Genomic DNA, 24,361 nt, shown 5'->3' on the forward strand with positions numbered 1-24,361 from the left:
ATATGCCTAAGTGACTGGAGTTCAGACGTGTGCTCTTCCGATCTCCGCGGCGCCGCGTCCGACCCTCGACGGCGTCGAGCCCGCGGCGTCGGGCGCGCCGACGCCGGCCGTCGAGACGCCGAAGCCGGCCCCTCGCGCCGCGACGCCGCCGGCCAGATCCGCGCCCGCCGCCGTCAGCGCGCCGCCTGCGCCGGCTCCCGAAGCCGCGCCGAACGCCGGCGGACCGCGTCCGCCGCTGATCTCCGCGGGCGAAGCCCTGTCGCCCGAAAGCCGGCAGGCGTTCCGCAAGGCGCTCAGCGAGGCCAACCGCCGCAATCGTCCCATCACCCAGCAGGCGCGCGCGGAACGGCAAGCGGCTCTGAACGCGCTCAGCGCGCCGGGCTATGATCCCGCCGAGGTCAGCCGCCGGCTGGCGGCGGCTCGCGATCTCGACCAGCAGGCCCGAGCCAATGTCGAGGCGGCCCTGGCCGCCTTCACCGCAACCTTGTCGCCGCAGGAGCGCGCGGCCCTGGCCGCCGGTCTGACGGAGGTCTACACGCCTCTGGCGGCGCGGCGGGCGATGCGGGAAGCCAACTGAATTTCACGCGGCAGGTAACCAAACGGCGCTCGCGTCCGTATCTGTAGGGACAGCCGCTTACGGAGCGTTCCCATGCTGATCCGCCACGCCCCCGACCTGACCGACAACGACGTCACCGATCACGGCCTGTACCTGAAGCGTCGAACGCTGATGGCGGGGCTGGCGGGCGTCGGGCTGGCGGGCGCGGCGGCGGGCGAGGCGCGAGCGGACCTGACCTTCACGCGCGGCTTCTCGACGACGGAGAAGCCGACCTCGAAGGAGGACATCACCACCTACAACAACTTCTATGAGTTCGGCGTCGACAAGGGCGATCCGGCCGACAACGCGGGCCGCTTCAAGCCGCGCCCCTGGACCGTGCGGATCGACGGGGCCTGCGAAGTTCCGCGCACCGTCGGCATCGAGGACCTGATCGGCAAGAACAAGCTCGAGGAGCGCATCTATCGCATGCGCTGCGTCGAGGGGTGGTCGATGGTGATCCCCTGGGTCGGCTTTCCGCTGAAGGACCTGCTGGCCTCGGTGAAGCCGACCTCCAAGGCCAAGTTCGTGGCGTTCGAGACCGTGATGCGGCCTTCCGAAATGCCCGGCCAGGCCTGGAACACGCTGGACTGGCCCTATCGCGAAGGCCTGCGGATCGACGAGGCCATGCACCCGCTGACCCTGATGGCGGTCGGGCTCTATGGCGACGTGCTGCCCAACCAGAACGGCGCGCCGCTGCGGCTGGTCGTGCCGTGGAAGTACGGCTTCAAGGGCATCAAGTCGATCGTCCGGATCAGCCTGGTCGAGAACCAGCCGGCCACCTCCTGGAACAGGCTGGCGCCGCGCGAGTACGGCTTCTATTCCAACGTCAATCCGGCCGTGGACCATCCACGCTGGTCGCAGGCCACCGAGCGCCGGATCGGCGAATTCCGCCGCCGCGACAGCCTGCCGTTCAACGGCTACGGCGAGTGGGTGGCCGACCTCTATCGCGGCATGGACCTGAAGCGGTTCTATTGATGGCGCTTAAAAATCCGACCTTCCCGGCGAATGCCGGGACCCAGATTCAGCCTGAGCGTCTGGGGTGGGTTCGCCCTGGCGCACAGTCCTCAGTCCGAGCACATGCGCTTTCGATCTGGGCCCCGGCATTCGCCGGGGAAATCGGGGAGGAGCGGCGCCGTGGCTAATCCCCCCCGCAAACGCCCCTCCAAAACCCGCGACAACCTCGTCTACGGCCTCGTCTGGCTGGCGTGTTTCGCGCCGCTGGTCTGGCTGGCCTGGCGGGGCGTCATGGGCGACCTGGGGGCCAATCCGATCGAGAAGCTGATCCGCGAGCTGGGGGTCTGGGGCCTACGGCTGCTGCTGGTCGGCCTGGCGATCACGCCCGCCGCGCGGATCCTGAAGAAGCCGCGGCTCGTGCGCTTCCGGCGCACCATCGGCCTGTTCGCCTTCAGCTACATCGTGCTGCATCTCTTCAGCTACATCGGCGTCGATCTGTTCTTCGACTGGGCGCAGCTGTGGAAGGACATCGTCAAACGCCCCTTCATCACGCTGGGCATGCTGGGCTTTGTCCTGCTGATCCCGCTGGCGGTGACCTCGACCAACGGCTGGGTGATCCGCATGGGCCGTGTGGCGTGGAGCCGGCTGCACCGGCTGGTCTACGTGATCGTGCCGCTGGGGGTCGCCCACTACTACCTGCTGGTCAAGGCCGACCACCGGCCGCCGATCATCTACGGCGTGGTGTTCGTGGCGTTGATGGCTTGGCGGGTTTGGGAGGGGAGATCGAAGATGCTCCCCCGCGCCGCGGGGGAGCTGTCGCCCCCGGGGCGCGCGAAGCGCGCGCCCGAGGATAAACTCAGCGACTGAGGGGGCGAACGCGGCATGCGTCCAGCTAGCCCCCTCCGGCCCTCTGGGCCACCTCCCCCGCATCGCGGGGGAGGAACGAACCAAGCCTACTTCGCCACGCTCTTCGCATAGGCCTGGGCGGCGTCGACGATGCGCAGGACGTTGCCGCTCCAGATGGCCTCGATGTCGGCGTCGGAATAGCCGGCGGCCTTCAGGCGGGCGGTGATCTTGGGCAGGTCGGTGATGTCCTCGAAGCCGTCCATGCCGCCGCCGCCGTCCCAGTCGGCGCCGACGCAGACGCCCTTGGGGCCCGCCACCTTCAAGACGTGCAGCATGCTCTTCATGTAGAGGTCGAAGTCGCCGCGCGGGGCCGGATAGGCCTTGTCGATGGCCGCGCGCTTGTCGCCATAGGCCTTCACCATCTCGGGCGTGGCGGTCTTCATGTCCGGGGCGCGACCGAGGGCGTCCAGAGCCGCCTTGCGCTCGGGGCTGGGCGTGGTGTCGGTCAGGTAGATCGAATTGATGCACACCGCGCCGCCGGCGTCGGCGATCTTCTTGATGCGGGCGTCGTCGAGATTGCGCGGGTGGTTGTAGATCGCCTTCGGACCCGAGTGCGAGGCGATGATCGGAACCTTCGACAGGGCCAGGGACTGGTCGACGATGTCGTCGCTGGCGTGGCTGACGTCGATCACGATCCCCAGGCGGTTGGCCTCGGCCAGCCAGCGCAGGCCCAGCGGCGAATAGCCGTTCCAGATCTTACCCTTCGGGTCTGTCGAGCTGTCGGCCAGCTGGTTGTTGCGGAAGTGGACTGGGCCGGCCATCCGAAGACCTTCCTTGTAGAAGGTGGTCAGCAGGGTCAGGTCCTCACCCAGCGGCCAGCTGTTTTCCATGCTAACGAAGGCGAACTTCTTGCCGGCCTTGTTAATCCGGCGCGCGTCGTCCGAGGTCAGGGCCAGCTCGAAGCCAGTCTTGTTGCCGGCCAGCATCTCGCGGATCTCGATCGCGCGGTGCAGGGCGTAGTTGCGGGCGTACTCGTAGCCCGCGGCGGTCAGGTCGCCCTGGCCCGTGTAGATCACGAAGAACCCGCCATCCAGGCCGCCTTCGTTCATGCGCGGCAGGTCGACCTGGCTGAAGTCGTGCTCGACCTCATGGCGGTCGGTGATGTTCCAGCCCGGACGGCCGAAGTGGGTGGGGGTGTCGAGGTGGGTGTCCAGCGTCAGGAACTTGTCGTGCAGCGCCTTGTCGGCCTTGGACACCGCCGGTGGGGCCGCTGGAGCCTTGGCCTTGGCCATGGTCTGGGCTTGGGCGCCCGCGACGCCGCCGAGCAGGGCGGTCGAGGCGAGGAGGACAGTGAGCAGGCGACGCATGGGCGGACTCCGGAGCAATTGTGCGCCGGGAGGCTCACGGCTCGGCTTGCGCCCGTCAACCCATCTTACGACGTCACATCAAGCCCAGCGCCTTGAAGCTGGCCACGCCCTCGCGACCGACCACCAAATGATCATGGACGGCGATCTTCAGGGCTTTTCCGGCCTCGACGATCTGCTTGGTCATGTCGATGTCGGGCCGTGACGGGGTGGGATCGCCCGAGGGATGATTGTGGAGGACCCGATGTAAATTAGGTAAGTTATTGGATATTTTGAAGATAATTCCACCATCCGGCCGCCGATGGGGGCGGCAATCGGGGATGTTGCCATGCCGACCTATGCCTCGGTAGTTGGGCGCACATGATCTTACACGAGCGTCCATATTCAATCATCCCCGGCGCAAGACGACGAATGACCGCCCGCTGAGACGCCTAGCCCGCCAGCGCCTCGATCACCCGGCAGTCGGCGGCCCGTCCGTCGCAGGTCGCCGCCACCATCCGTTGCAGTTCACCGCGCAGGGTCTCCAGCTGGGCGATCTTGGCCTCGACATCGTCGAGCTGTCGCGCCGCCAGGGCGTTGGCCTCGCCGCAGGGGCGCTCGGGATTGTCGGAAAGATCCAGCAGATTGCGGATCGCCTCGACCGAGAAGCCCAATTGGCGCGCGTGGCGGATGAAGGCCAGGCGGCGGACGGCGTCCGCGTCATAGACCCGGCGATCATTGGCTGCTCGCCGGGGCTCCGGCAGCAGCCCGATCTCCTCATAGAAGCGGATGGTCGGGACCTTGACGTCGGCGGCCTTGGCCAAGAGGCCGATGGAAAGGGTCATGAGGTGCTCCTTAGTTTTGCAGATAGGCCCTTGATCCTCTAGTGGCTAGAGGATGCATGGTGGCCTCATGAGCGAATCCTGTTCCAGCAAACCGGCCGCGTCGGGCTGCGGTTGCGGAAGCGACGTCAAGTTCGACGGCGCCACGCCCGCCTATAGCCGCGCCCTGGCCTGGGTGATCGCCATCAACCTGGTCGGCTTTGTCGTGGTGCTGATCGGCGGCATGGTCGAAGGCTCGGCGTCGTTGTCGGCCAATGCGCTCGACTTCCTGGCCGACAGCGCCACCTACGCCATCAGTCTATGGGCCATCGGCAAGTCGGTGGGCATCCGCACCGGCGCGGCCCTGTTCAAGGGCGTCAGCCTGGGCCTGGTCGCCCTGTCGGTCGCGGGCTTCGCCGCCTGGCGCGCCTGGAGCGGCGCGGCGCCCTCGGGCGAGGCGATCTCGGCCCTGGGGCTGTTTGGCGCCCTGGCCAATCTCGTCGCCGCCGCCTTGCTCGTCCGCTATCGGGATGGCGACGCCAATGTCCGTTCGGTGTGGCTCTGCACGCGCAACGATCTGATCCAATGCCTGGGCGTGGCGGCTACCGGCGGGTTGGTCTGGCTGACCGGTTCGCGCTGGCCTGACCTGATCGTCGGCGTGCTCCTGGCCGGCGTCTTCCTGAGTTCGGCCTACCAGATCATCCGCCAGGCTCGCGACGAACACCGCGCCGACCTCGCGACTTCCTGACATATGCTCAAGCTCTTGCCACACGCGCCTTTTTGCGCCCATGGATTGATAATGATTACTGGTCTCAAGGGGCGTCTGGCCTCGATCCTTGGCGGGCTGCTGGCGGTCCTGATCTTCACGGCGGCGCCGATGGCCCATGCCCAGGAGGCCAGTTCCTCGCAAACCGCCTGGCGGCTGCTCGACTATCTGTCGGTCGACTACGCGGGCGCGGTGAAAGACGGCAAGGTCATCAGCCCGTCCGAATATGCCGAGATGAACGAGTTCGCCGGCCAGGTGCGTGAGCGCATCGCCGGCCTGCCGGCCACCAAGGCTCAGCCGGACCTGCTGGCTAAGGCGCAAAGCCTGCAAGCCACGATCGCCGCCAAGCAGGAGCCGGCCGTGGTCTCGGCCAAGGCCCATGCCCTGGCCAACGACCTCCTGGCCGCCTATCCCACGCCCCTGGCCCCCAAGCGCGCGCCGGACCTGGCGCGCGGCGCGGCGCTCTATGCGGAAAACTGCGCGGCCTGCCACGGCGAGACCGGCAAGGCTGACGGCCCCAACGCCGCGGGCCTGGATCCGCCGCCGATCGCCTTCGCCGACGCCGGCCGCGCGCGCCAGCGCAGCGTCTTTGGCCTCTACCAGGTGATCCAGCAGGGTCTCGACGGCACCGCCATGGCCAGCTACGCCCACCTGCCGTCCGACGACCGCTGGGACCTGGCCTTCTATGTCGGGCGCTTCGCTTTCAGCGACGCCGAGGCCGCCGTCGGCGAAAAGCTCTGGAACGAGGACGCCGCCGTCCGCGCCCGCTTCCCCGACCTGCAGACCTTGACCCAGACCACGCCGGCCGCCCTGGCCACCACCCTCGGCGAGACCAAGGCCCGAGCGCTGACCGCCTATCTGCGACGCCATCCCGAAGTCGTCACCCGCACCGGCGGCGGCTCGCTCGATGTCGCCCGCCAGAAGCTCGCCGCAAGCCTCAAGGCCTACGAGGCCGGCGACCGCAAGGCCGCCGCCGACCTCGCGCTCGCGGCCTATCTCGATGGCTTCGAGCCGGTCGAGCCGTCGCTGGGCGCGCGCGATCCGGCCCTGATGCGACGGATCGAAGGGGCGATGGGCGACGTGCGCGGCGCGATCGGTAAGGCCGCGCCGGCCAGCGAGGTCAAGAGCCAGATCGAGCGGCTCGACGCCCTGTTCGCGGCCGCAGGCAGAGCCTTGGCCCCGGAAAAGGCCAACAGCCTGTCGAGCTTCGCCGGCGCCTTCACCATCCTGTTGCGCGAGGGCCTGGAAGCCCTGCTGATCGTGGTCGCCATGATCGCCTTCCTGCGCAAGGCCGAGCGAACCGACGTGCTGCCCTACGTCCACGGCGGCTGGATCGCAGCCCTGGCGGCTGGTGGTCTGACCTGGGCCGCAGCGACCTTCTTCATTTCGATCAGCGGGGCCAGCCGCGAGCTGACCGAGGGCTTCGGTTCGGTGATCGCCGCCGCCGTGCTGATCTCGGTCGGACTCTGGATGCACGGCAAGGCCCAGGCCGACGCTTGGCAGGTCTATATCCGCGAGAAACTATCCCCGCGCGCTCTCCAAGCCGTCGGCGTGGTTCCTGTTCCTGCTGGCCTTCATCGTCGTCTATCGCGAGGTGTTCGAGACCATCCTGTTCCTGACGGCGCTGTGGACCCAGGGCGGGGCAGGGGCGGTGCTGGCCGGCGTCGGCTGCGCCGTCGTCGTCCTGGCCGCCATCGCCTGGGCCATGCTGCGGTTCTCCAAGCGCCTGCCGATCGGCAAGTTTTTCGAATACAGCGCCATCCTGATGGCGATCCTGGCGGTCGTCCTGGCCGGCAAGGGCGTGGCCGCGCTGCAGGAGGCTGGCCTCTTGGACCTGCACCCGCTGGCTCTGCCGCGCATCGAACTGCTGGGCTTCTTCCCGACCATCGAAGGCGTCGCCGCCCAGGCGCTCACCCTGGCCATCCTGGTCGGCGGATTCTGGTGGTCTCGGCACAGAGCCGGCGAAATGGGGGCAAAGAGGTCCGCCTAAGGGCCATCTGACCACTTCAAACGGGATGGGCAGGGCATCGAGAGAGATTCGATCATGGCGCGACAACGCGGTACGGGCTTCTGTAGCTTTCCGCTTTGCCCCAGTTATCGCGAAGTCTTCGCCAGGTGTTTGTTGCCGTAATTGGAGCGCTCGGCAATGTGACACTATAACATGTAATCATATAACGCATTTCAATCTGGACTGAGCGGAGGTATTGCAGATTTCGATGGCTGGAATCGCGCCCCTTCGTCGGCAAGTCGGCAGATATGCCGACACGTGGCGCTCGCGCCGCGCGCCGTCCTCGCGATTCAGCTTCGGCAAGGCATGGGCGCTGTTCGTAACCTGCACGTTCATCCTCGGCATCGTCATCTGCGGACCTGCTGAGCACGCTGCGCTGGAGACCGAAACTCAGGTCGCCAGCCAGATCGTCATGTCGAGCGTCCAGGCGCCAGCATTGATCAAGACCGCTGGCGACCAGAAGACCCCCATCAAGAGAACGCTCACGGCCTGCACCGGTCATTGTTCGGCGCATGGCATAAGCTTGCCCGTGTCCTTCGCGCCCGAGATGATAGCGTTTGAGCATCGTGCCGTTTGGCTGGCCGAGCCGGATGTGGGCCTGCTCATCGATCGTTCCGTCCTGCTCGAACGTCCGCCTAGAGCCTGACGCGACCCTTCCGCCCGAGGAGGCGGACCGTTTGCGTCTCAATCTCTAGGAACACATCTTCATGACTCTCATCATGCGTGGACAGCTGCGTTTCGCGGCCGTGAGCGTGGTCGCGATTGTCGGCGCGTTGGCGTCCGCTCGCGGCGCGGCGGCCGATCCGGCGCCGCCTTTCAAGGACCTTCTCGCCCAGGCGCAAGCCAATGCCCCAAGGCTCGCCGAAGCCGCCGCCGGCGTGCGCCAGGCCGAGGGCCTGGCTCGTCAGGCTGGCGCTCGACCCAATCCCACCGTCGGGATGGAGATCGAGAACTTCAGCGGCAGCGGCGTCTATAGCGGCGCGAACAATGCCGAGACGACCTTTTCGCTGAGCCAGCCGCTCGAAGTCGGGGGCAAGCGCGGCGCGCGGGTCGCCGCCGGTCGGGCGGCTCTCGATGCTGCACGGGCGCGGCTGGTCCAGTCGAAGGCCGATTTCGCCTTCGCTCTGGCCGACGCCTACGCCCAGGCCGAAGCCGCCGAACGCCGGGTCGCCCTGGCCGAAGAGGCCGTGACGCTGTCCGACGAGACCCTGCGCGCCTCCCGAGCTCTGGTCGACGCGGGCAAAGAGGCCGAACTGCGAACCCTCCAGGCGCAAGCCGCGCTCACCGGCGCGCGCGCGTCGTTGGAAGAAGCGCGGGCCGAGCGGACGGGCGCCTTCTCGCGGCTCACCGCTCTCGTCGGATCGACCACGCCCTACACCTCGCTCAGCGACAGCCTGCTGACCAACCCCAAGGTCACGAGCCAGCCGGGCGACATCGACGCGCTGTCGACGCCCGCCGTTCTGGCGGCCGAGGCCGATCGCGAAGCCGCCGCCCGTCGCGTGCGCATCGAGCGGACCCGCGCTGTGCCGGACGTCACGGTCTCGGCCGGCGTTCGCCGGTTCAGCGGCGACGACTCCACGGCCTTGGTCGCGGGCGTGTCGCTTCCGATCCCGGTCTTCGACCAGAACCGCGGCAACATCACCGCCGCCCAAGGCGAGCTGCAGGCCGCCGAGGCTCGGCTCAATGCCGCGCGGTTCGACGCCGAGGCCGACATCCGCACGGCCCGCTTCCAGCTGGGCGCGGCCCAGTCGCGCGCCGACGCGGCCGGCCAGGGCGAAACCAGCGCCGCCGAAGCCTTCCGCCTCACGCGGATCGCCTACGAGTCCGGCAAGGCCCCCCTTGTCGAACTAATCAATGCGCGCCGGTCCCTGGCCGAAGCGCGTGACCAAACCATTCAGGCCCAATTGGCGCGCGTTCGCGCCGAGGCCGACCTGGCGCGCCTGCAAGGCCGCCTCTTCGGAGATCGCTGATGCGCAAGTCCAACTCCTCGAACCGGCAGTTGCTGCTGGCCGGCGCGGCCGTGGTGGTCGTGGCGATCGCCGCCTTCTCGGTCGGCAAGATGTCGGGCGGCAAACCCGCCGAGACCGCGACCGCTGAAAAGCCGGCGGCGGCAGCTCCCGCGGCCGGACCCCAGAGCCTGTCGATGGGCCCCGAGCGCATCACCGCCTCGGGCGTCCAACTGCAGACGGTCAACACCGGGGGCCTGGCTTCCGAGGTCGTCGCGCAGGCCACGGTCGAAGCCGAACCCGGTGGGGAGGCGGCTCTGACCGCCCGCGCCGCCGGTTCGATCACCCGGATCACCAAGCGCCTCGGCGACCCCGTGCGGGCCGGCGAGACCCTGGCCCTGGTCTCCAGTCGCGAGGCCGCCCAGATCTCAGCCGACCGCAGCGTGGCTTCGGCCAGGGCCGACCTGGCCCGCAAGAACCTGGCCCGCGAAAAGCGCCTCTTCGAACAGAAGGTCAGCCCGCGTCAGGACTACGAGACGGCTCAGGCCGAAGTCGCGGTGGCCGAGGCCGAGGCCCGTCGCGCGGCCACGGCCGCCGGCGCCTCGGCGGTGTCGGGCGGCTATGTCGCCGTCATCAGCCCGATCAACGGCCGCGTCACCGCCATGACCGCCAGCCTGGGCGCCTTCGTGGCCCCCGAGACCGAACTCTTCCGTATCTCCGATCCGGCCAAGATCCAGGTCGACGCGTCGGTTACCGCCGCGGACGCCCGCAGGGTCCAGCCCGGCGACCAGGCGATCGTCGAGACGACCAGCGGCGAGACCCGCACCGCCGTCGTGCGATCGGTGACCCCCGGCGTCAACGAGGAGACCCGCAGCGCCACGGTGGTCCTGACCCTGACCGGGGGAACCGGCGCGCTGCAGCCGGGCCAGTTGGTCCGCGCCCGCATCACCTCGCGCCAGTCGACCTCCAGCGGGATCGTCGTCTCCGAGGAGGCTGTTCAGAACCTGAACGGGAACGACGTCGTCTTCGTCCGGACCAAGGAGGGCTTCCGCGTGCAGCACGTTCTGGTCGGCCAGCGCAGCGGCGGCCGGGTGGTCATCGTCGACGGCTTGAAGGGGGGCGAGACCGTAGCGGTCAAGAACGCCTTCTTGCTGAAGGCAGAGCTCGGCAAGAGCTCGGAAGAAGACTGAACCCCTAACCGCTAGTCCGGAGACACGCCGAAATGATCGGTCGCTTACTCTCGATGTCGGTGAAGGGGCGTTGGTACGTCCTGCTTCTCACCGTCATCATCGCCGCCCTCGGCACATGGCAGCTGACCAAGTTGCCCATCGACGCCGTTCCCGACATCACCAACAAACAGGTGCAGATCAACACCGTGGCCGGCGCGCTTTCGCCGGTCGAAATCGAAAAGCGGGTGACCTTCCCAGTGGAAACGGCCCTGGCCGGCATCCCGGGCCTGGAGACCACCCGCTCGATCTCGCGCAATGGCTTCTCGCAGGTCACCGCGATCTTCTCGGAGAAGACCAACCTCTACTTCGCCCGCCAGCAGGTGGCCGAGCGTCTGACCCAGGCCGGCGACAGCCTGCCCGCTGGGATCCAGCCGCAGATCGGGCCCGTCACGACGGGTCTGGGCGAGGTTTACATGTACTCGGTGGAGTACGCCAATCCGGGCGGCAAGGGCGCCAAGGTGCGTGACGGCCAGACCGGCTGGCAGAGTGACGGCGCCTATCTGACGCCGGAAGGCGAGCGCCTCACCGACGCCACCTCGCAGGGCGCGTACTTGCGCACCATCCAGGACTGGGTCGTTCGTCCGCAACTGCGCACCGTCAAGGGGGTGGCCGGCGTGGACTCCATCGGCGGCTTCCAGAAGCAGTACGTGGTCGAACCCGACCCGGCCAAGCTCGTGGCCTACGGCGTCTCCTACACCGACCTGGCCAAGGCCCTGGAAGGGGCCAACCTCTCGGTCGGGGCCAACTTCATCCAGCGCGCCGGCGAGGCCTATCTGGTCCGGGCCGACGCGCGGGTTCGCACGCTCGACGAGATCCAGAACGCCATCATCGCCACCCGTCGCACCGTACCCGTCGCCGTCAAGGACGTCGCCACCGTGCGGGTCGGCGGCGACCTGCGCACCGGCGCGGCCAGCAAGAACGGCGAAGAAGTGGTCGTCGGCACCGCCCTGATGCTGATCGGCGAGAACAGCCGCTCGGTGGCCAAGTCGGTCGGCGACAAGCTGGTCGATGTTCGCAAGGCCTTGCCGAACGGCGTGGTCATCACCACCGCGCTCGACCGATCGGTGCTGGTCAACGCCACCATCAAGACCGTCGAACGCAACCTGACCGAAGGCGCCATCCTGGTCGCCGCGACCCTCTTCCTGCTGCTCGGCAACGTCCGCGCCGCCTTCATCGCCGTGCTGATCATCCCGCTGTCCTTCGTGATGATGGCCATCGGCATGAACGAGCTGAAGGTGCCGGGCAACCTGATGAGCCTGGGGGCGCTGGACTTCGGCCTGATCGTCGACGGCACCGTCATCATTATCGAAAACTGTCTGCTACGGCTGGCCGAGCGCCAGCACCACGAAGGCCGGCTGCTGCGTCTGCCCGAACGCCTGGAGACCGTGCTTCGCGCGGCCCAGGAAATGATCCGTCCGACCGTCTTCGGCCAGGCGATCATCTTCCTGGTCTTCGCTCCGCTGCTGACCTTCACCGGCGTGGAAGGCAAGACCTTCTCGCCGATGGCCATCACCATCATGCTGGCCCTGGGCGCAGCCTTCATCCTGTCGCTGACCTTCGTCCCGGCCCTTGTCGCCATCCTGATGCGCGGCAAGGTCTCGGAAAAAGAGGTCAAGCTGATCGCTGTCTCCCGGCAGCGCTATGAACCCGTCCTCAAGCGCGTGGTCGATCGCCCCTGGCCGTTCATCGGCGGCGCGGTGGCGCTCTTCCTGGTCGCTGGCGTGGTCTACACGACGCTGGGCCAGGAGTTCATCCCGCAGCTCGACGAAAAGAACGTCGCCATAGGCTCGCTGAAGATCCCGTCGACGGCCCTGGAACAGTCGCTGACCATGCAGCGCCAGGTCGAAAAGAGCGTCTCGTCCCTGCCCGAAGTGGAGATGATGTTCTCCAAGACCGGCACGGCCGAGGTCGCCACCGACCCGATGCCGCCCAACGCCTCGGACGGCTTCATTATCCTGAAGCCCCAGAAGGAGTGGCCCAAGGACGTCGCCAACAAGGCCAAGGTCGTCGAGCGCATCGAGGGCAAGGTCTCGCCGTTGCTGGGCAACAGCTTCGAAGTCACCCAGCCGATCCAGATGCGCTTCAACGAGCTGATCGCCGGCGTGCGTGGCGACGTCGCCATCAAGCTCTACGGCGACGATCTGGACAAGATGAGCGCCACGGCCGCCAAGATCGGCGCGGTCCTGCAGTCGATCCAAGGCGCCGAGGGTGTCCGTGTCGAACAGGTCGGCGGGGCCCCGACCCTGGACGTCAAGTTCGACCGCGCCGCCATCGCCCGCTTTGGGCTCAGCATCGACCAGGTGGCCGACACCGTGGCCACGGCCATGGGCGGTCGCCAGGCCGGCGACGTCTTCGAGGGTGATCGCCGCTTCGACATCACCGTCCGCGTGCCGATGACCCAGCGCAACGACCTCGATGCCCTGGGCGCTCTACCGGTCATGCTGCCGGCCGGCGAGAACGGCCTGCAACGGTCGGTGCCGCTGCGGGAGCTGGTGCAGTTCCGCTTCTCGGATGGTCTGAACCAGATCAGCCGCGAAGACGGCAAGCGCCGGGTGGTTATCCAGGTCAACGTTCGTGGCCGCGACATCGGCTCGTTCGTCACCGAAGCCCGCAGCAAGGTCGACGCCGTCCAGCTGCCGACCGGCTACTGGCTGACCTGGGGCGGCCAGTTCGAGAACCTGAAGGCCGCCACCCAGCGCCTGTCGATCGTCGTGCCGCTGTGCTTCGCGCTGATCTTCCTGGTGCTCTACATGGCGCTGGGCGGTTTCGGGCCGGCAGCCTCGGTGTTCGCGGCCATTCCGCTGGGACTATCCGGCGGCGTGTTCGCCCTGGCCCTGACCGGGATCACGTTCTCGATCTCAGCCGCGGTCGGCTTCATCGTGCTGGCCGGCGTGGCCGTCCTCAACGGCCTGGTCGTTATGACCAGCGTCCGAGAGCGGCTCGACGCCGGCGTGCCCGTCGCCCAGGCGATCTATGAGGGCTCGGTCGAACGCTTCCGCCCGGTCCTGATGACGGGCCTGGTGCCGGCCATCGGCTTCATCCCGATGGCCCTGGCCAGCGGCACCGGCGCCGAGGTCCAAAAGCCCCTGGCCATGGTGGTCATCGGCGGCCTGATCACGGCCACCGCCGTGACCCTGCTGGTCCTGCCCGCCATCGCCAAACTCATCCTCCAACTGGGGTCTGGTCGGAAGACCCCAGACGAGGGACCGGCCGCGTCGGATTTGAGCACGACGCACTAGCCGGGGCGCCGGCGCGGCCCCTCAGCCCCCACAGCGTCGCGCCGGCGCATCACCTTCAACCGTCCCGAGCGAACAGCTCTCACGGGCCGTAATCATCAAGAGGAGACGCCTATGCAAACCCCCGGACAAGCCGTCCTGCTCCGCATCTACACCGACGAAAACGCCCTGGTCGGCGATCGCTCCCTGATGGACGTCATCGTCCAGCGCGCCCAGACCGCGCGTCTGGCCGGCGCCACGGTCCTGCGCGGCCGCAAGGGGTTCGGTGAATCCGCACGCATGCACGAGCCGCGCCCGCTCGACTTCAACGACAACCTGCCCGTGGTCATCGAGTTCGTCGATGAGGAAGCCCGCCTGCGCGAGTTCCTGACTAAGCTCGACGACCTCAAGGACATCGGCCTGGTCACCTTCGAGAAGGTCGAGGTCCTTCGCTACGGCGGCCATCACGTCGAGCCGCACCGGTAGGAGCGAGCATTATGACCAGCAAGTCTGCGCACGATCATAAGGGCCACGATCATGGCCCGAATGACGACCACAAGCACGGTGAAGGGGAGGGCGGCCACGGCCACGCCCATGGTGGGCTTTTCGGCGAGCGAACCGAACTGATCTTCGCCCTGCTGTGCGGCGCGACCCTGCTGGTCGGCTGGCTCATCAGCCTCAAGGCCGATGGCTGGATCCCGCTGGCCTTCTATATGGCCGCCTACGTGTTCGGCGGTTGGTTCACCCTGACCGAGGCGATCGAAAACCTGCGCAAGCGCAAGTTCGAGATCGATACCTTGATGCTGGTGGCCGCCGCCGGGGCCGCGGCCCTGGGGCAATGGGCGGAAGGCGCGCTTCTCCTCTTCCTATTCAGCATGGGTCATTCCCTGGAGCATTACGCCATGGGCCGGGCCCGCCGGGCGATCGAAGCCCTGGCCAAGCTGGCCCCCGAGCGGGCCACGGTTCGCCGCGACGGCAAGACAGAGGACGTCGCCGTCGAGGCCCTGGAGATCGGCGACATCATCCTGGTGCGGCCCAACGAGCGCATCGCCGCCGACGGCGTCGTCGTAGCCGGCGACAGCAGCGTCAACCAGGCCCCGGTCACCGGCGAAAGCGTGCCGGTCGACAAGCGCGCCAGCGCCGATCGCGACCTCGACTTCGCCAAGGCCAGCGCCGAGTACCGGGTCTTCGCCGGCACCATCAATGGCGCGGGCGCGCTCGACATCCGCGTGGCCCGCAAGGCCGGCGAGAGCACCCTGGCCCGCGTCGTGCGCATGGTCGCCGAGGCCGAGGCCCAGCGTTCGCCCACCCAGCGCTTTACCGACCGGTTCGAGAAGGTCTTCGTGCCGGCCGTGCTGGTGCTGGTCGCGACCCTGATGCTGGCCTTCCTGGTGCTCGACGAGCCGTTCAGCCGCAGCTTCTACCGCGCCATGGCGGTCCTGGTAGCCGCTAGCCCCTGCGCCCTGGCCATTTCGGTGCCCAGCGCCGTGCTCAGTGGCGTGGCCCGGGCAGGGCGCGGCGGCGTCCTGGTCAAGGGCGGCGGTCCCCTGGAAAATCTCGGAACGCTGACCGCTCTGGCCTTCGACAAGACCGGCACCCTAACCGAGGGCAAGCCCAAGCTGACCGATATCGTCCCTGCCGAAGGCGTCGATGAGGCCGAGCTGCTCGCCATCGCCGTGGCCGTCGAGGCGCTCAGCGACCACCCGCTGGCGGCCGCCGTGGTGCGCGACGGGGAGGCCAAGCTGATCGGCCAGGCCCATCGTGAAGCCACCAACGTCAAGAGCCTGACAGGGCAGGGCATCCAGGCCCAGGTCGATGGCAAGGACGTCGTGATCGGCAAGCCGGGCCTATTCGAAGGCGACCAGAAAGACCTGCCCGTATCGGTCTGGAGCGATGCCAAGCGCCTTGAAGCGCGCGGCCGGACAGTGGTCGTCGTCCGCTACGGTGATCGTTTTCTCGGCGTGCTGGGCCTGATGGACACCGCCCGCCCCGCGGCCCGCGACGTTATCGTTCGCCTTCGCTCGCTGGGGATCACCCGCATGATCATGCTGTCGGGCGACAACCAGTCGGTCGCCGATGCGATCGCCCGTGATCTGGGTCTCGACGAAGCCCGCGGCGGCCTGATGCCGGAGGACAAGGTCGAGACCATCAAGGCCCTGCGCCAGCACTACGGCAAGGCCGCGATGGTCGGCGACGGGGTCAATGACGCCCCGGCCATGGCCAACGCCACCGTCGGCATCGCCATGGGCGCGGCCGGCTCGGACGTGGCGCTGGAAACCGCCGACGTCGCGCTGATGGCCGATGACCTGACCCATCTGCCGTTCGCCGTGGGCCTTAGCCGCAAGACCAGCGCCATCATCCGCCAGAACCTGTGGGTCAGCCTGGGCATGGTCGCGGTGCTGATCCCAGCGACCCTGTTTGGCCTGAAGATCGGCGAGGCGGTGATCTTCCACGAGGGCTCGACCCTTCTGGTGGTGGCCAACGCGCTGCGGTTGCTCGCCTACAAGGACCGCCAGGCATGAATGGCGAAGAACCTCGCACCGAAGCGTCGGACTGGGCCCGCCGATCGGCCCGCCGTGCGATAATGGCCCTGGCTGCGGCGATGCTTCTGCTCGTCATGTCGATTGGGGTTTTGGCGATCGACCTGGAGCATCGAACATGAACCGACAACACTTGCGCCACCTAGGCGGAAAAGGAATTGGGCTTCTGATCCTGGCCTTTTCGGGCGGGGCTACTGCAGACACGATCGAAAAGCCCATCGTGCTCAACACTCAGCGGGGCTTCGCACTTGAGTCGGTCCGCGCCATCGCCGAAGGTGAGGGGGTCCGTTTCCATGGCGCGATCTGTCGACGGTCCATAGGATCCTCGCCGCGGATCATCCGAGCGGATCGTCTTGACGCGGGTGGAAACGTCATCAGCACGGCGACGCGTGTCCTGTGGGGCCTGCGTGGGCGCGAGCGCCATTGCATTTTCTTCGACCTGCCGACCCCCGGCCCGGTCATGTCAGGCGAGCAGTTTCGGGTCTGTACGCTTTCCACCAACCGTCCGTGCCCGCAGCCTGTCTCGGCTGCATCGAGCTCAAGCGAGATGGCGACGAAAGGCCGCCCATGATCATTGAATCTGAGATCGATATCGCCGCCCCCCCCACTAAGGTCTGGCGAACCTTGTCGGAGTTCGGTGGCTACCCGCGTTGGCATCCTCATTGGGAAATCGACGGCGTCCCCATTCGGGGCGCCAGCGTCTACATCCGTATCGGCTCCAATCCGGAAAAGCGTCTGAGGGTCAGGGCTCGGGTCATTGGCATGGCGCCAGGCGAGGAGATCGCCTTCCAGTCCGGTCCATTCTTCGCGCGATCGTATGAATACTTCCACCTGGAGCGCAGCGCGCGCGGCACGCTGCTTCGCCACACCAACAAGATAACCGGCCTAGCGGCGCTGCAGTTCAAGTTTAAGGCCGAGCGCGAAAAGTTGATCAGAATCTATAGCTTCCGCCTGGACGCTCTTTCGAAATACGTGACCACCAGCACGCCGCTGCGAGCGGTGACACGGGCCCGTCCGCGAACTCGGATCTAACTCTCACTGCCGCGCTGATGCGCCACGCCAAGTGTATCTTGTAACGTATTTCCTCGACGCATCACGGACGCTATAGGCCCTTACATGTTCGATGTGGCGACATGGCTGAAAACCTGGACGGGAGCGCTTCTAGCGTGCCTGCTGGTGCTCGCCGTAGCTGCGCCATCATTGCGTTCAGGCTTATGCTCGGCCGACTCCCTGTCGAGCAAGAAGACGAGCGCCGTCGCCGAGGCCACGACCTTTGCCCAGGCCAATGACCAGGATCCCGCAGACCTGGCCGACGGCGAGGTCTGCGGGATTGGCCATTGCCATCATTCTCCGTCGCTGATCGGGCTCGCCACGGCCGGGCAGACCTACGTCTCCGTCACGCGCATCCGCCTGACTCCAGCGCCGCCCCACATGCCGCTCTCGCGCATGCCGGACGGCCCCAACGAGCCCCCTCGAGCCTGACCCTGGCCGCGCCCTCGCGCGCGTAATCGCCTTCGTCAGTTCTCACATAGGGACCTCTCATGCATTCCCGCTATGCTCGGTCCGCCGCCATTTTCGGCGCGGTCCTGGCGCTTGCCGGCAGCGGCGCGCTTTCGCGCGCGCTCGCTGAGCCGCTCACCCTGGACGCCGCTATCATGCGCGCCCAGACCCAGTCACCGCTTGTCACGGCAGCCGAAGCCTCGGTGAAAGCGGCTGAGGGCCGCGCTCGCCAAGCCGACCTGATGCCAAACCCTGAAGCCGGCCTCCAATCGGAGAACTTCGCCGGTTCGGGCCCCTATGGCCGCTTCGGCGCAGCCGAAACCACGGCCACCATCAGCCAGCGCCTGGAGCTGGGCGGCAAGCGTCGCACCCGCGCCGCCGCCGCCAACGCCGAGGTCGACGCCGCCCGGATCGGCTTCGTCATCGCCAAGGCCGACCTCACCCAAGAAGTCAGCGTCCGTTATGCCGAAGCCCTCGCGGCGCAGGATCGTCTGGCCCTGGCCCGAGAGACGGCCACCCGCGCCGAAGGCCTTTCCAAGGTCGCCGGCACGTTGGTCGAAGCCGGTCGCGAGCCGCCCCTGCGGGCGTTGCGGGCTGAGGCGGCCAGCCGTGAGGCCGCCGCCGCCGTCATTGCCGCCGAGGCCGAGGCCGCAGCCGCGCGCCGCGCTCTAGTAACCCTCTGGGGCGATGCGGCCGAGACCATCGAGCTGGTGCGGTCCCCGCAGCCGGCGACGCCGGTGATGGCCACGATCGATCCCGGCGAAACCCTGGATGTGCGCCAAGCGCGCGCCCAGCTGGAGACCGCCCGGGCGGTGATCGATCGCGAACGCGCCGCTGGTCGTCCGGACCTCACCGTCCAGGCCGGGGTTCGGCGGTTCGAGCAGACCGGGGACTCGGCGATGATCGTCGGCTTTACCGCCCCGATCCCAATCTCCAACCGCAACCAGGGTACCGTCGCGGCCGCCCGCGCGGACGCCACCGCGGCCGAGGCGCGCGAACGCCTGGCCCTGGCGCGCTCGGTTCGGGCCGTTCGGGACGGGGAGGCGGCATTGCGCGCCGCCACCGCCAGGCTGGAAGTGCTCGACAGCAAGGTCGTGCCCCAGGCCCAGACCGCCGTCGACCTGGCGCGAGGCGGCTTCGAGGCGGGGAAATTCTCGCTGCTCGAAGTCCTAGACGCGCAAGCCGCCCTGACGACCGCCCGCACCGAACTCATCGCCGCGCGTCTCGACCGCGCCAAGGCGCTGGCCGCGCTCGAACGCGCCGCCGCCCAATAGGAAAGCTCACCATGAAATCCAACGATCGAAAGACCCTGCTGACGGCCGTGGCGGTCAGTAGCCTGCTGGCCGCTGGCGTCGGCGCGCTGGTCGGCAAGTCCCTGCTGTCTTCGCCGGCCAAGGACGCCCCCGCGGCCGAGGCCAAGGAAGACCACGCCGGCGAAAAGCCCCACGTGGGCATGACCGCCGATCGCATCGTCTCCGATGGCATCCAACTGTTGACCCTCACCGGCGGCGGCCTCGACGCCGCCGTTTCGGCCCAGGCCACCGTGGTGGCCACGCCCAACGGCGCGGCGATCCTGGCGGCCCGCGCCGACGGGGCTATCGTCCGCATCAACAAGCGCCTGGGGGACCCCGTCGCCGCCGGTGAAGTGATCGCCGCCATAGAAAGCCGCGACGCCGCGGCCATCAGCGCCGACCGTAGCACCGCGGCCGCCAAGGCCGCTGCCGCCCGCCAGGCCCTGGTCCGCGAGCAGCGCCTGTTCGACGCCAAGATCACCGCTCGCCAGGACCTCGAAGCCGCCCAGCGCGAGGCGGCCATCGCCGAGTCGGAGTTGCGCCGCGCCAGCGGCGCCAGCGCCGCCGCCGGCGTCAGCGGCAACGGTCGTACGTTGGCGGTCACCAGCCCGATCTCCGGCCGGATCACCGCCGCTAGCGCCACGCTCGGCGCCTATGTCACGGCCGGTTCCGAACTCTTCCGCGTCGCCGACCCGGGCCGCATCGAGATCCAGGCGGCCCTGCCGGTCGCCGACGCCCAGCGCGTCAAGCCAGGCGACACGGCCATCCTGGAGACCGCCAGCGGCTCGGTGAACGCCACGGTGCGCAGCATCACGCCAGCCTTGGACGCCGAGAACCGCTCGGCTACCGCCGTGCTGGCCGTCAGCGGCCGCGCTCCGATGTTGACACCCGGCCAGGCCCTGCGCGCGCGGATCACCCCGCGCGGTCCGGCCGCCGGCCCAGAGGGTCGCATCTCCGCACCCGATGAAGCCGTCCAGACGGTCAATGGCGCGGAGGTCGTCTTCGTCCGCACCAAGGAGGGCTTCGAGCCGCGCCCGGTCCGGGTGGGCCGCCGCGGCGGCGGTCACGTCGAGATCCTCTCGGGCGTGCGCGCCGGCGAGCAGATCGCCGGCAAAGGCGCCTTCCTGCTCAAGGCCGAACTCGGCAAGGGGGAGGCGAGCCATGAGGACTAAGGTCATCCTCGCCGTGGCCGCCCTGGCCGCGAGCTTCACCGCCTCGGCCGCCGTGGCCAAGGATAGCGTGACCATCGACCGCCTCGGCGGTCGGGAGGTCGAGATCATCACTGCCTCGGCGCGCGACACCGCAAGCGGTCTGCGTGTCTTTGGCCTGATCCGGCGCGCGTCTGGTGCAAGCCTGCCACCTGTCACCGCTCACCTCGACATCAGCGCCTACGATCCTGACGGTCACTGGGCCATCACCGTGCCCACACGCCTGGCCGCGCTCAGTCCCCAGCGCATGGATCGCGAACCGGCTCGCTACGAGGCGACCTTGCCGCTGGTGCAGCGGGCGTCGGTGACCAGGCTGCAGGTCCGCTACGCCGCCAAACCACACGCCATGGAAACCGGCGAGGTGGCCCGATGATCGGCCGCATCCTCGACCTTTCCGTTCGCTTCCGCTGGGCGGTCATCGCTCTGGTCACGCTGGTCGCGGCCCTGGGCGTCTACAACCTCGTGCGCCTGCCGATCGACGCAGTGCCCGACATCACCAACAAGCAGGTGCAGATCAACACCGTCTCGGGGACCCTGGCCCCGGCCGAGGTGGAAAAGCTCGTCACCTTCCCGGTGGAGACGGCCATGGCCGGCATCCCCGGTCTGGAGTCGACCCGCTCGATCTCACGCAACGGCTTTTCCCAGGTCACCATCGTCTTCAAGGAAAAGACCGACATCTACTTCGCCCGCCAGCAGGTGGCCGAGCGCCTGACCCAGGTGCGCCAAAGTCTGCCCGCCGGCGCCGAACCGGCCATGGGCCCAATCTCGTCGGGTCTCGGCGAGGTCCTGATGTGGACCGTGGCCTACGAGCATCCGGGCGGGAAGGGCGCCAAGGTCACCGACGGCGCCCCCGGTTGGCAAAGCGATGGAACCTACCTGACCTCTACGGGCGAGCGACTGTCGGATTCCACAGCCCAGGCGGCCTTCCTGCGCGAAGTGCAAGACTGGATCGTGCGGCCCCAGATGCGTTCGGTCGCGGGCGTGGCCGGCGTCGACTCCATCGGCGGCTTCGAAAAGCAGTTCATCGTCCAGCCGGACGCTGTGCGCATGGCCTCGCTGGGCGTGTCGTTCAACGACCTGGCCAAGGCCCTGGAGGCGGCTAACCTCGCGGTCGGCGCCAACTTCGTCGAGAAGGGCGGGGAAGCCTTCCTCGTCCGCGCCGACGCCCGCGTGCGCACGGTCGACGAGATCGCCAACGCCACGGTCGCCGCGCGCGAAGGCGTTTCGATCCGCGTCCGCGACGTCGCCGTGGTCAAGCTCGGCGGCGCCTTGCGCACCGGCGCGGCCTCGGAGAATGGCGAGGAGGTCGTGGTCGGCACCGTCCTGATGCTGACCGGCGAAAACAGCCGCACCGTGGCCGGCGCCTCGGCCGAGAAGCTGGCCGAGGTCACCAAGAGCCTGCCGCCCGGCATCAAGGTCCAGGTGGTCTACGACCGCTCCAAGCTGGTCGGCGCGACCATCAAGACGGTCGAGAAGAACCTGACCGAAGGCGCGCTGCTGGTCATCGTGGTGCTGTTCCTGCTGCTGGGTAACTTCCGCGCCGCCCTGATCACGGCCCTGGTCATCCCGCTGTCGATGCTGATCACCGCGATCGGCATGAACAAGCTTGGCGTCTCGGGCAATCTGATGAGCCTGGGCGCGCTGGACTTTGGCCTGATCGTCGACGGCGCCGTCATCATCGTCGAGAACGCCCTGCGGCGCCTGGCCGAGCGCCAGCACCACGAGGGCCGTCTCCTGACCCTGTCGGAGCGTCTTGGCGAAACCCGTGAAGCCGCCCGCGAGATGATCTCGCCCACCGTCTATGGCCAGGCGATCATCCTGTTGGTCTACGCCCCGCTGCTGACCTTCACCGGTGTCGAGGGCAAGACCTTCTCGCCGATGGCCATCACCGTGATGCTGGCCCTGGCCGGCGCCTTCGTGCTGTCGCTGACCTTCATCCCGGCCATGATCGCCATCTTGATCAACGGCAAGGTGGCCGAGAAGGAAGTCGCGCCGGTCCGTTGGACCAAGTCCCGCTACGAACCGGCCCTGCGCAAGGTCGTGGCCAAGCCCTGGCCTGTGATTGGCGCGGCGGCCGGCATCTTCGTCGTCGCCGCAGTGACCTTCGGGTTCCTGGGCCGGGAGTTCACGCCTCAGCTCGACGAGAAGGACATGGCCGTCCAGGCCCTGCGCATCCCGTCGACCTCGCTGGAACAGTCTCTGCGCATGCAGCGGCGGATCGAGCGCGTCGTGGCAGGCTTCCCCGAAGTGGCCTTCGTCTACTCCAAGACCGGCACGGCCGAGGTCGCCAGCGACCCCATGCCGCCCAACGCCTCGGACGCCTTCATTATCCTCAAACCCCAGAAGGAATGGCCCAACAAGGGTGAGACCAAGGCCGAGCTGATCGGCCGTATCGAGAGCAAGCTGGAAGGCCTGACGGGCAACGCCTACGAGTTCAGCCAGCCGATCCAGATGCGCTTCAACGAGCTGATCGCCGGTGTGCGCGGCGATGTGGCCATCAAGGTCTATGGCGACGATCTCGATGCCATGAGCCGAACGGCCGAGGAGATCGCCACGGTCCTGCGGACGGTGAAGGGCGCGGCGGACGTCAAGGTCGAGCAGACCTCTGGCTTCCCGACCCTCGACGTTCAGCTCGACCGCGACGCCATCGGCCGCCTGGGCCTGACGGTCGAAGAGGTCGCCGACACCCTGGCCGTGGCCATGGGCGGTCGCGAGGCCGGCCTGGTCTTCCAGGGCGACCGCCGCTTCGACGTGGTGGTCCGCCTGCCGGACGCCAGCCGCAACGACCTGGACGCCGTCGGCGCCCTGCCGGTGATGCTGCCGGAACGGGCCGGTGGCGGGGCCCGCGCATCTGTGCCGCTGCGCGACGTGGCCAAGTTCTCCTATTCGGAAGGCCTCAACCAGGTCAGCCGCGAGAACGGCAAGCGTCGCGTCGTCGTCCAGTCCAATGTTCGCGGCGCGGACCTGGGCTCGTTCGTCACGCAGGCCCAGCAGAAGGTCGATGCGCAGGTCAAGCTGCCGGCCGGCTCCTGGCTGGTCTGGGGTGGTCAGTACGAGAACCTTAAGGCTGCCCAAGGCCGCCTGGCGCTCGTGGTCCCGCTCTGCTTCCTGCTGATCTTCGGCCTGCTCTATATGGCCTTGGGTGGCATCGCGCCGGCCGCGGCCGTGTTCTCGGCCATTCCGCTGGCCTTGGCCGGTGGGGTGTTTGGCCTGGCGCTGCGGGGCATCCCGTTCTCGGTCTCGGCCGCCGTCGGCTTCATCGCGCTCTCGGGCGTGGCGGTGCTGAACGGCCTGGTGATGATGACGGCCATCCGACAGCGCCTGGCCACCGGCATGGCGCTGGAGAAGGCGATCATCGACGGGGCCATGGAACGCCTGCGGCCGGTGATGATGACCGGCCTCGTCGCGTCCCTGGGCTTCGTGCCCATGGCGCTGGCGACGGGCACCGGCGCGGAGGTCCAGCGCCCGCTGGCCACCGTCGTCATCGGCGGCCTGATCACGGCCACGGCCCTGACCCTGTTCGTGCTGCCGGCCATCTGCCGGTTCGTCCTGCGCAAGGCCGAAATCCGGAGTCCTGAACACAGCTGAGCCAAGGGCGGCGCGCCGAGCAGGTCTCGGCGCGCCGTCTTTTTCTTCAAACCCAAGTCCGGAGACAGTCCATGACCAAGTCGTCGATCGAAGGGGGAAGCACGGCCATCGCCGTGTCGGGGCTGCAGGCCCAGAAGAAGCGTATCCAGATCCTGGCCGAGAACATCGCCAACGCCAACTCGACCGCCAGAACTCCCGGCGGCGAGCCCTATCGACGCCAGATTCCCGTCTTCAAGGTCGAGCCCATGGGCGGCGACGAGGGCGTGGTGCTGAGCGGGGTGAAGGCCGATCCCAAGCCATTCCCGCAAGCCTATGACCCTGGCCACCCGGCGGCCAACGCCGCCGGTTACGTGCTGTTGCCCAACGTCAACAGCCTGGCCGAGAGCCTCGACCTCAAGCAGGCCATGAAAGCCTACGAGGCCAATCTCAACGTCCTGGACACCCAGGACGCGATGGAGAAGGCCACCCTTTCCATTCTCGATAAGAAATAGACCATCGGATCACGCGCGA

20 protein-coding genes and 2 pseudogenes are annotated in these 24,361 nt (G+C 68.0%); 19 read left to right on the forward strand and 3 right to left on the reverse strand.

Annotated features, from left to right (window positions below; translation table 11 throughout):
- Window positions 1-649: 649 nt before the first annotated feature.
- Window positions 650-1,570 (forward strand): protein-methionine-sulfoxide reductase catalytic subunit MsrP, encoded by a 921-nt coding sequence (msrP, locus tag Q0379_RS11685; protein ID WP_299008668.1) that lies wholly within the window; start codon window positions 650-652, stop codon window positions 1,568-1,570.
- A 30-nt stretch (window positions 1,571-1,600) separates the two neighbouring features.
- Window positions 1,601-2,416: a protein-methionine-sulfoxide reductase heme-binding subunit MsrQ gene (gene msrQ / locus Q0379_RS11690; RefSeq protein ID WP_299008671.1), complete on the forward strand. Its 816-nt coding sequence runs from the start codon at window positions 1,601-1,603 to the stop codon at window positions 2,414-2,416.
- Between the two features lie 86 nt (window positions 2,417-2,502).
- Here the strand turns inward: msrQ and Q0379_RS11695 are convergent, their stop codons facing one another.
- From Q0379_RS11695 to Q0379_RS11705, 3 genes and pseudogenes are all read right to left on the reverse strand, one after another.
- Window positions 2,503-3,762, reverse strand: a complete 1,260-nt coding sequence (locus Q0379_RS11695) for a dipeptidase (protein ID WP_299008674.1) — start codon at window positions 3,760-3,762, stop codon at window positions 2,503-2,505.
- Between the two features lie 73 nt (window positions 3,763-3,835).
- Window positions 3,836-4,000 (reverse strand): annotated as a pseudogene (locus tag Q0379_RS24210) (JAB domain-containing protein); the annotation flags it as partial.
- Between the two features lie 190 nt (window positions 4,001-4,190).
- The gene (locus tag Q0379_RS11705; RefSeq protein WP_062093426.1) at window positions 4,191-4,583 is read right to left on the reverse strand and encodes a helix-turn-helix domain-containing protein; all 393 of its coding nucleotides are present in this window, start codon (window positions 4,581-4,583) and stop codon (window positions 4,191-4,193) included.
- 67 nt (window positions 4,584-4,650) lie between these two features.
- Here Q0379_RS11705 and Q0379_RS11710 point away from each other — a divergent pair, with 67 nt between their 5' ends.
- From Q0379_RS11710 to flgC, 17 genes and pseudogenes are all read left to right on the forward strand, one after another.
- Window positions 4,651-5,307: a cation transporter gene (locus tag Q0379_RS11710; RefSeq protein ID WP_062093427.1), complete on the forward strand. Its 657-nt coding sequence runs from the start codon at window positions 4,651-4,653 to the stop codon at window positions 5,305-5,307.
- Window positions 5,308-5,559: 252 nt separating this feature from the next.
- Window positions 5,560-6,786, forward strand: a pseudogene (locus Q0379_RS11715) (c-type cytochrome); the annotation flags it as partial.
- 133 nt (window positions 6,787-6,919) lie between these two features.
- Complete coding sequence (locus tag Q0379_RS11720; RefSeq protein ID WP_299008731.1) at window positions 6,920-7,315, forward strand: FTR1 family protein; 396 nt, start codon at window positions 6,920-6,922, stop codon at window positions 7,313-7,315.
- A 214-nt stretch (window positions 7,316-7,529) separates the two neighbouring features.
- On the forward strand, window positions 7,530-7,979 hold the full coding sequence (locus Q0379_RS11725) for a hypothetical protein (RefSeq protein ID WP_062093429.1): 450 nt from the start codon (window positions 7,530-7,532) through the stop codon (window positions 7,977-7,979).
- A gap of 61 nt (window positions 7,980-8,040) precedes the next feature.
- On the forward strand, window positions 8,041-9,303 hold the full coding sequence (locus Q0379_RS11730) for a TolC family protein (RefSeq protein WP_062097155.1): 1,263 nt from the start codon (window positions 8,041-8,043) through the stop codon (window positions 9,301-9,303).
- Window positions 9,303-10,469 (forward strand): efflux RND transporter periplasmic adaptor subunit, encoded by a 1,167-nt coding sequence (locus Q0379_RS11735; protein WP_099538406.1) that lies wholly within the window; start codon window positions 9,303-9,305, stop codon window positions 10,467-10,469. The genes Q0379_RS11730 and Q0379_RS11735 overlap by 1 nt, the downstream gene beginning before the upstream one ends.
- Window positions 10,470-10,501: 32 nt before the next feature.
- A complete protein-coding gene (locus Q0379_RS11740) occupies window positions 10,502-13,747 on the forward strand; it encodes a CusA/CzcA family heavy metal efflux RND transporter (RefSeq protein WP_299008691.1) in 3,246 nt (1,081 codons plus the stop codon).
- A gap of 111 nt (window positions 13,748-13,858) precedes the next feature.
- On the forward strand, window positions 13,859-14,209 hold the full coding sequence (locus Q0379_RS11745) for a DUF190 domain-containing protein (RefSeq protein WP_004616671.1): 351 nt from the start codon (window positions 13,859-13,861) through the stop codon (window positions 14,207-14,209).
- Window positions 14,210-14,220: 11 nt separating this feature from the next.
- Window positions 14,221-16,245 (forward strand): heavy metal translocating P-type ATPase, encoded by a 2,025-nt coding sequence (locus Q0379_RS11750; RefSeq protein WP_062095850.1) that lies wholly within the window; start codon window positions 14,221-14,223, stop codon window positions 16,243-16,245.
- A gap of 136 nt (window positions 16,246-16,381) precedes the next feature.
- Window positions 16,382-16,834: a hypothetical protein gene (locus Q0379_RS11755; protein ID WP_137803453.1), complete on the forward strand. Its 453-nt coding sequence runs from the start codon at window positions 16,382-16,384 to the stop codon at window positions 16,832-16,834.
- A complete protein-coding gene (locus tag Q0379_RS11760; RefSeq protein WP_062095849.1) occupies window positions 16,831-17,295 on the forward strand; it encodes an SRPBCC family protein in 465 nt (154 codons plus the stop codon). Before Q0379_RS11755 ends, Q0379_RS11760 begins: the two co-directional genes overlap by 4 nt.
- An 84-nt stretch (window positions 17,296-17,379) precedes the next feature.
- Window positions 17,380-17,745, forward strand: coding sequence for a hypothetical protein (locus tag Q0379_RS11765; protein WP_062095847.1), 366 nt, complete (start codon window positions 17,380-17,382; stop codon window positions 17,743-17,745).
- Window positions 17,746-17,804: 59 nt separating this feature from the next.
- Complete coding sequence (locus Q0379_RS11770; RefSeq protein WP_066683571.1) at window positions 17,805-19,037, forward strand: TolC family protein; 1,233 nt, start codon at window positions 17,805-17,807, stop codon at window positions 19,035-19,037.
- 11 nt (window positions 19,038-19,048) lie between these two features.
- Entirely contained in the window at window positions 19,049-20,227 is a 1,179-nt protein-coding gene (locus tag Q0379_RS11775; protein ID WP_062099737.1) for an efflux RND transporter periplasmic adaptor subunit, read from the forward strand.
- On the forward strand, window positions 20,217-20,636 hold the full coding sequence (locus Q0379_RS11780) for a hypothetical protein (RefSeq protein WP_062099738.1): 420 nt from the start codon (window positions 20,217-20,219) through the stop codon (window positions 20,634-20,636). The genes Q0379_RS11775 and Q0379_RS11780 overlap by 11 nt, the downstream gene beginning before the upstream one ends.
- Entirely contained in the window at window positions 20,633-23,851 is a 3,219-nt protein-coding gene (locus Q0379_RS11785) for a CusA/CzcA family heavy metal efflux RND transporter (RefSeq protein WP_099538407.1), read from the forward strand. The genes Q0379_RS11780 and Q0379_RS11785 overlap by 4 nt, the downstream gene beginning before the upstream one ends.
- A gap of 71 nt (window positions 23,852-23,922) precedes the next feature.
- Window positions 23,923-24,342, forward strand: a complete 420-nt coding sequence (flgC, locus tag Q0379_RS11790; protein WP_062099726.1) for a flagellar basal body rod protein FlgC — start codon at window positions 23,923-23,925, stop codon at window positions 24,340-24,342.
- Window positions 24,343-24,361: the final 19 nt, after the last annotated feature.

The organism is uncultured Caulobacter sp. (assembly GCF_937900395.1).
Lineage (GTDB): Bacteria > Pseudomonadota > Alphaproteobacteria > Caulobacterales > Caulobacteraceae > Caulobacter.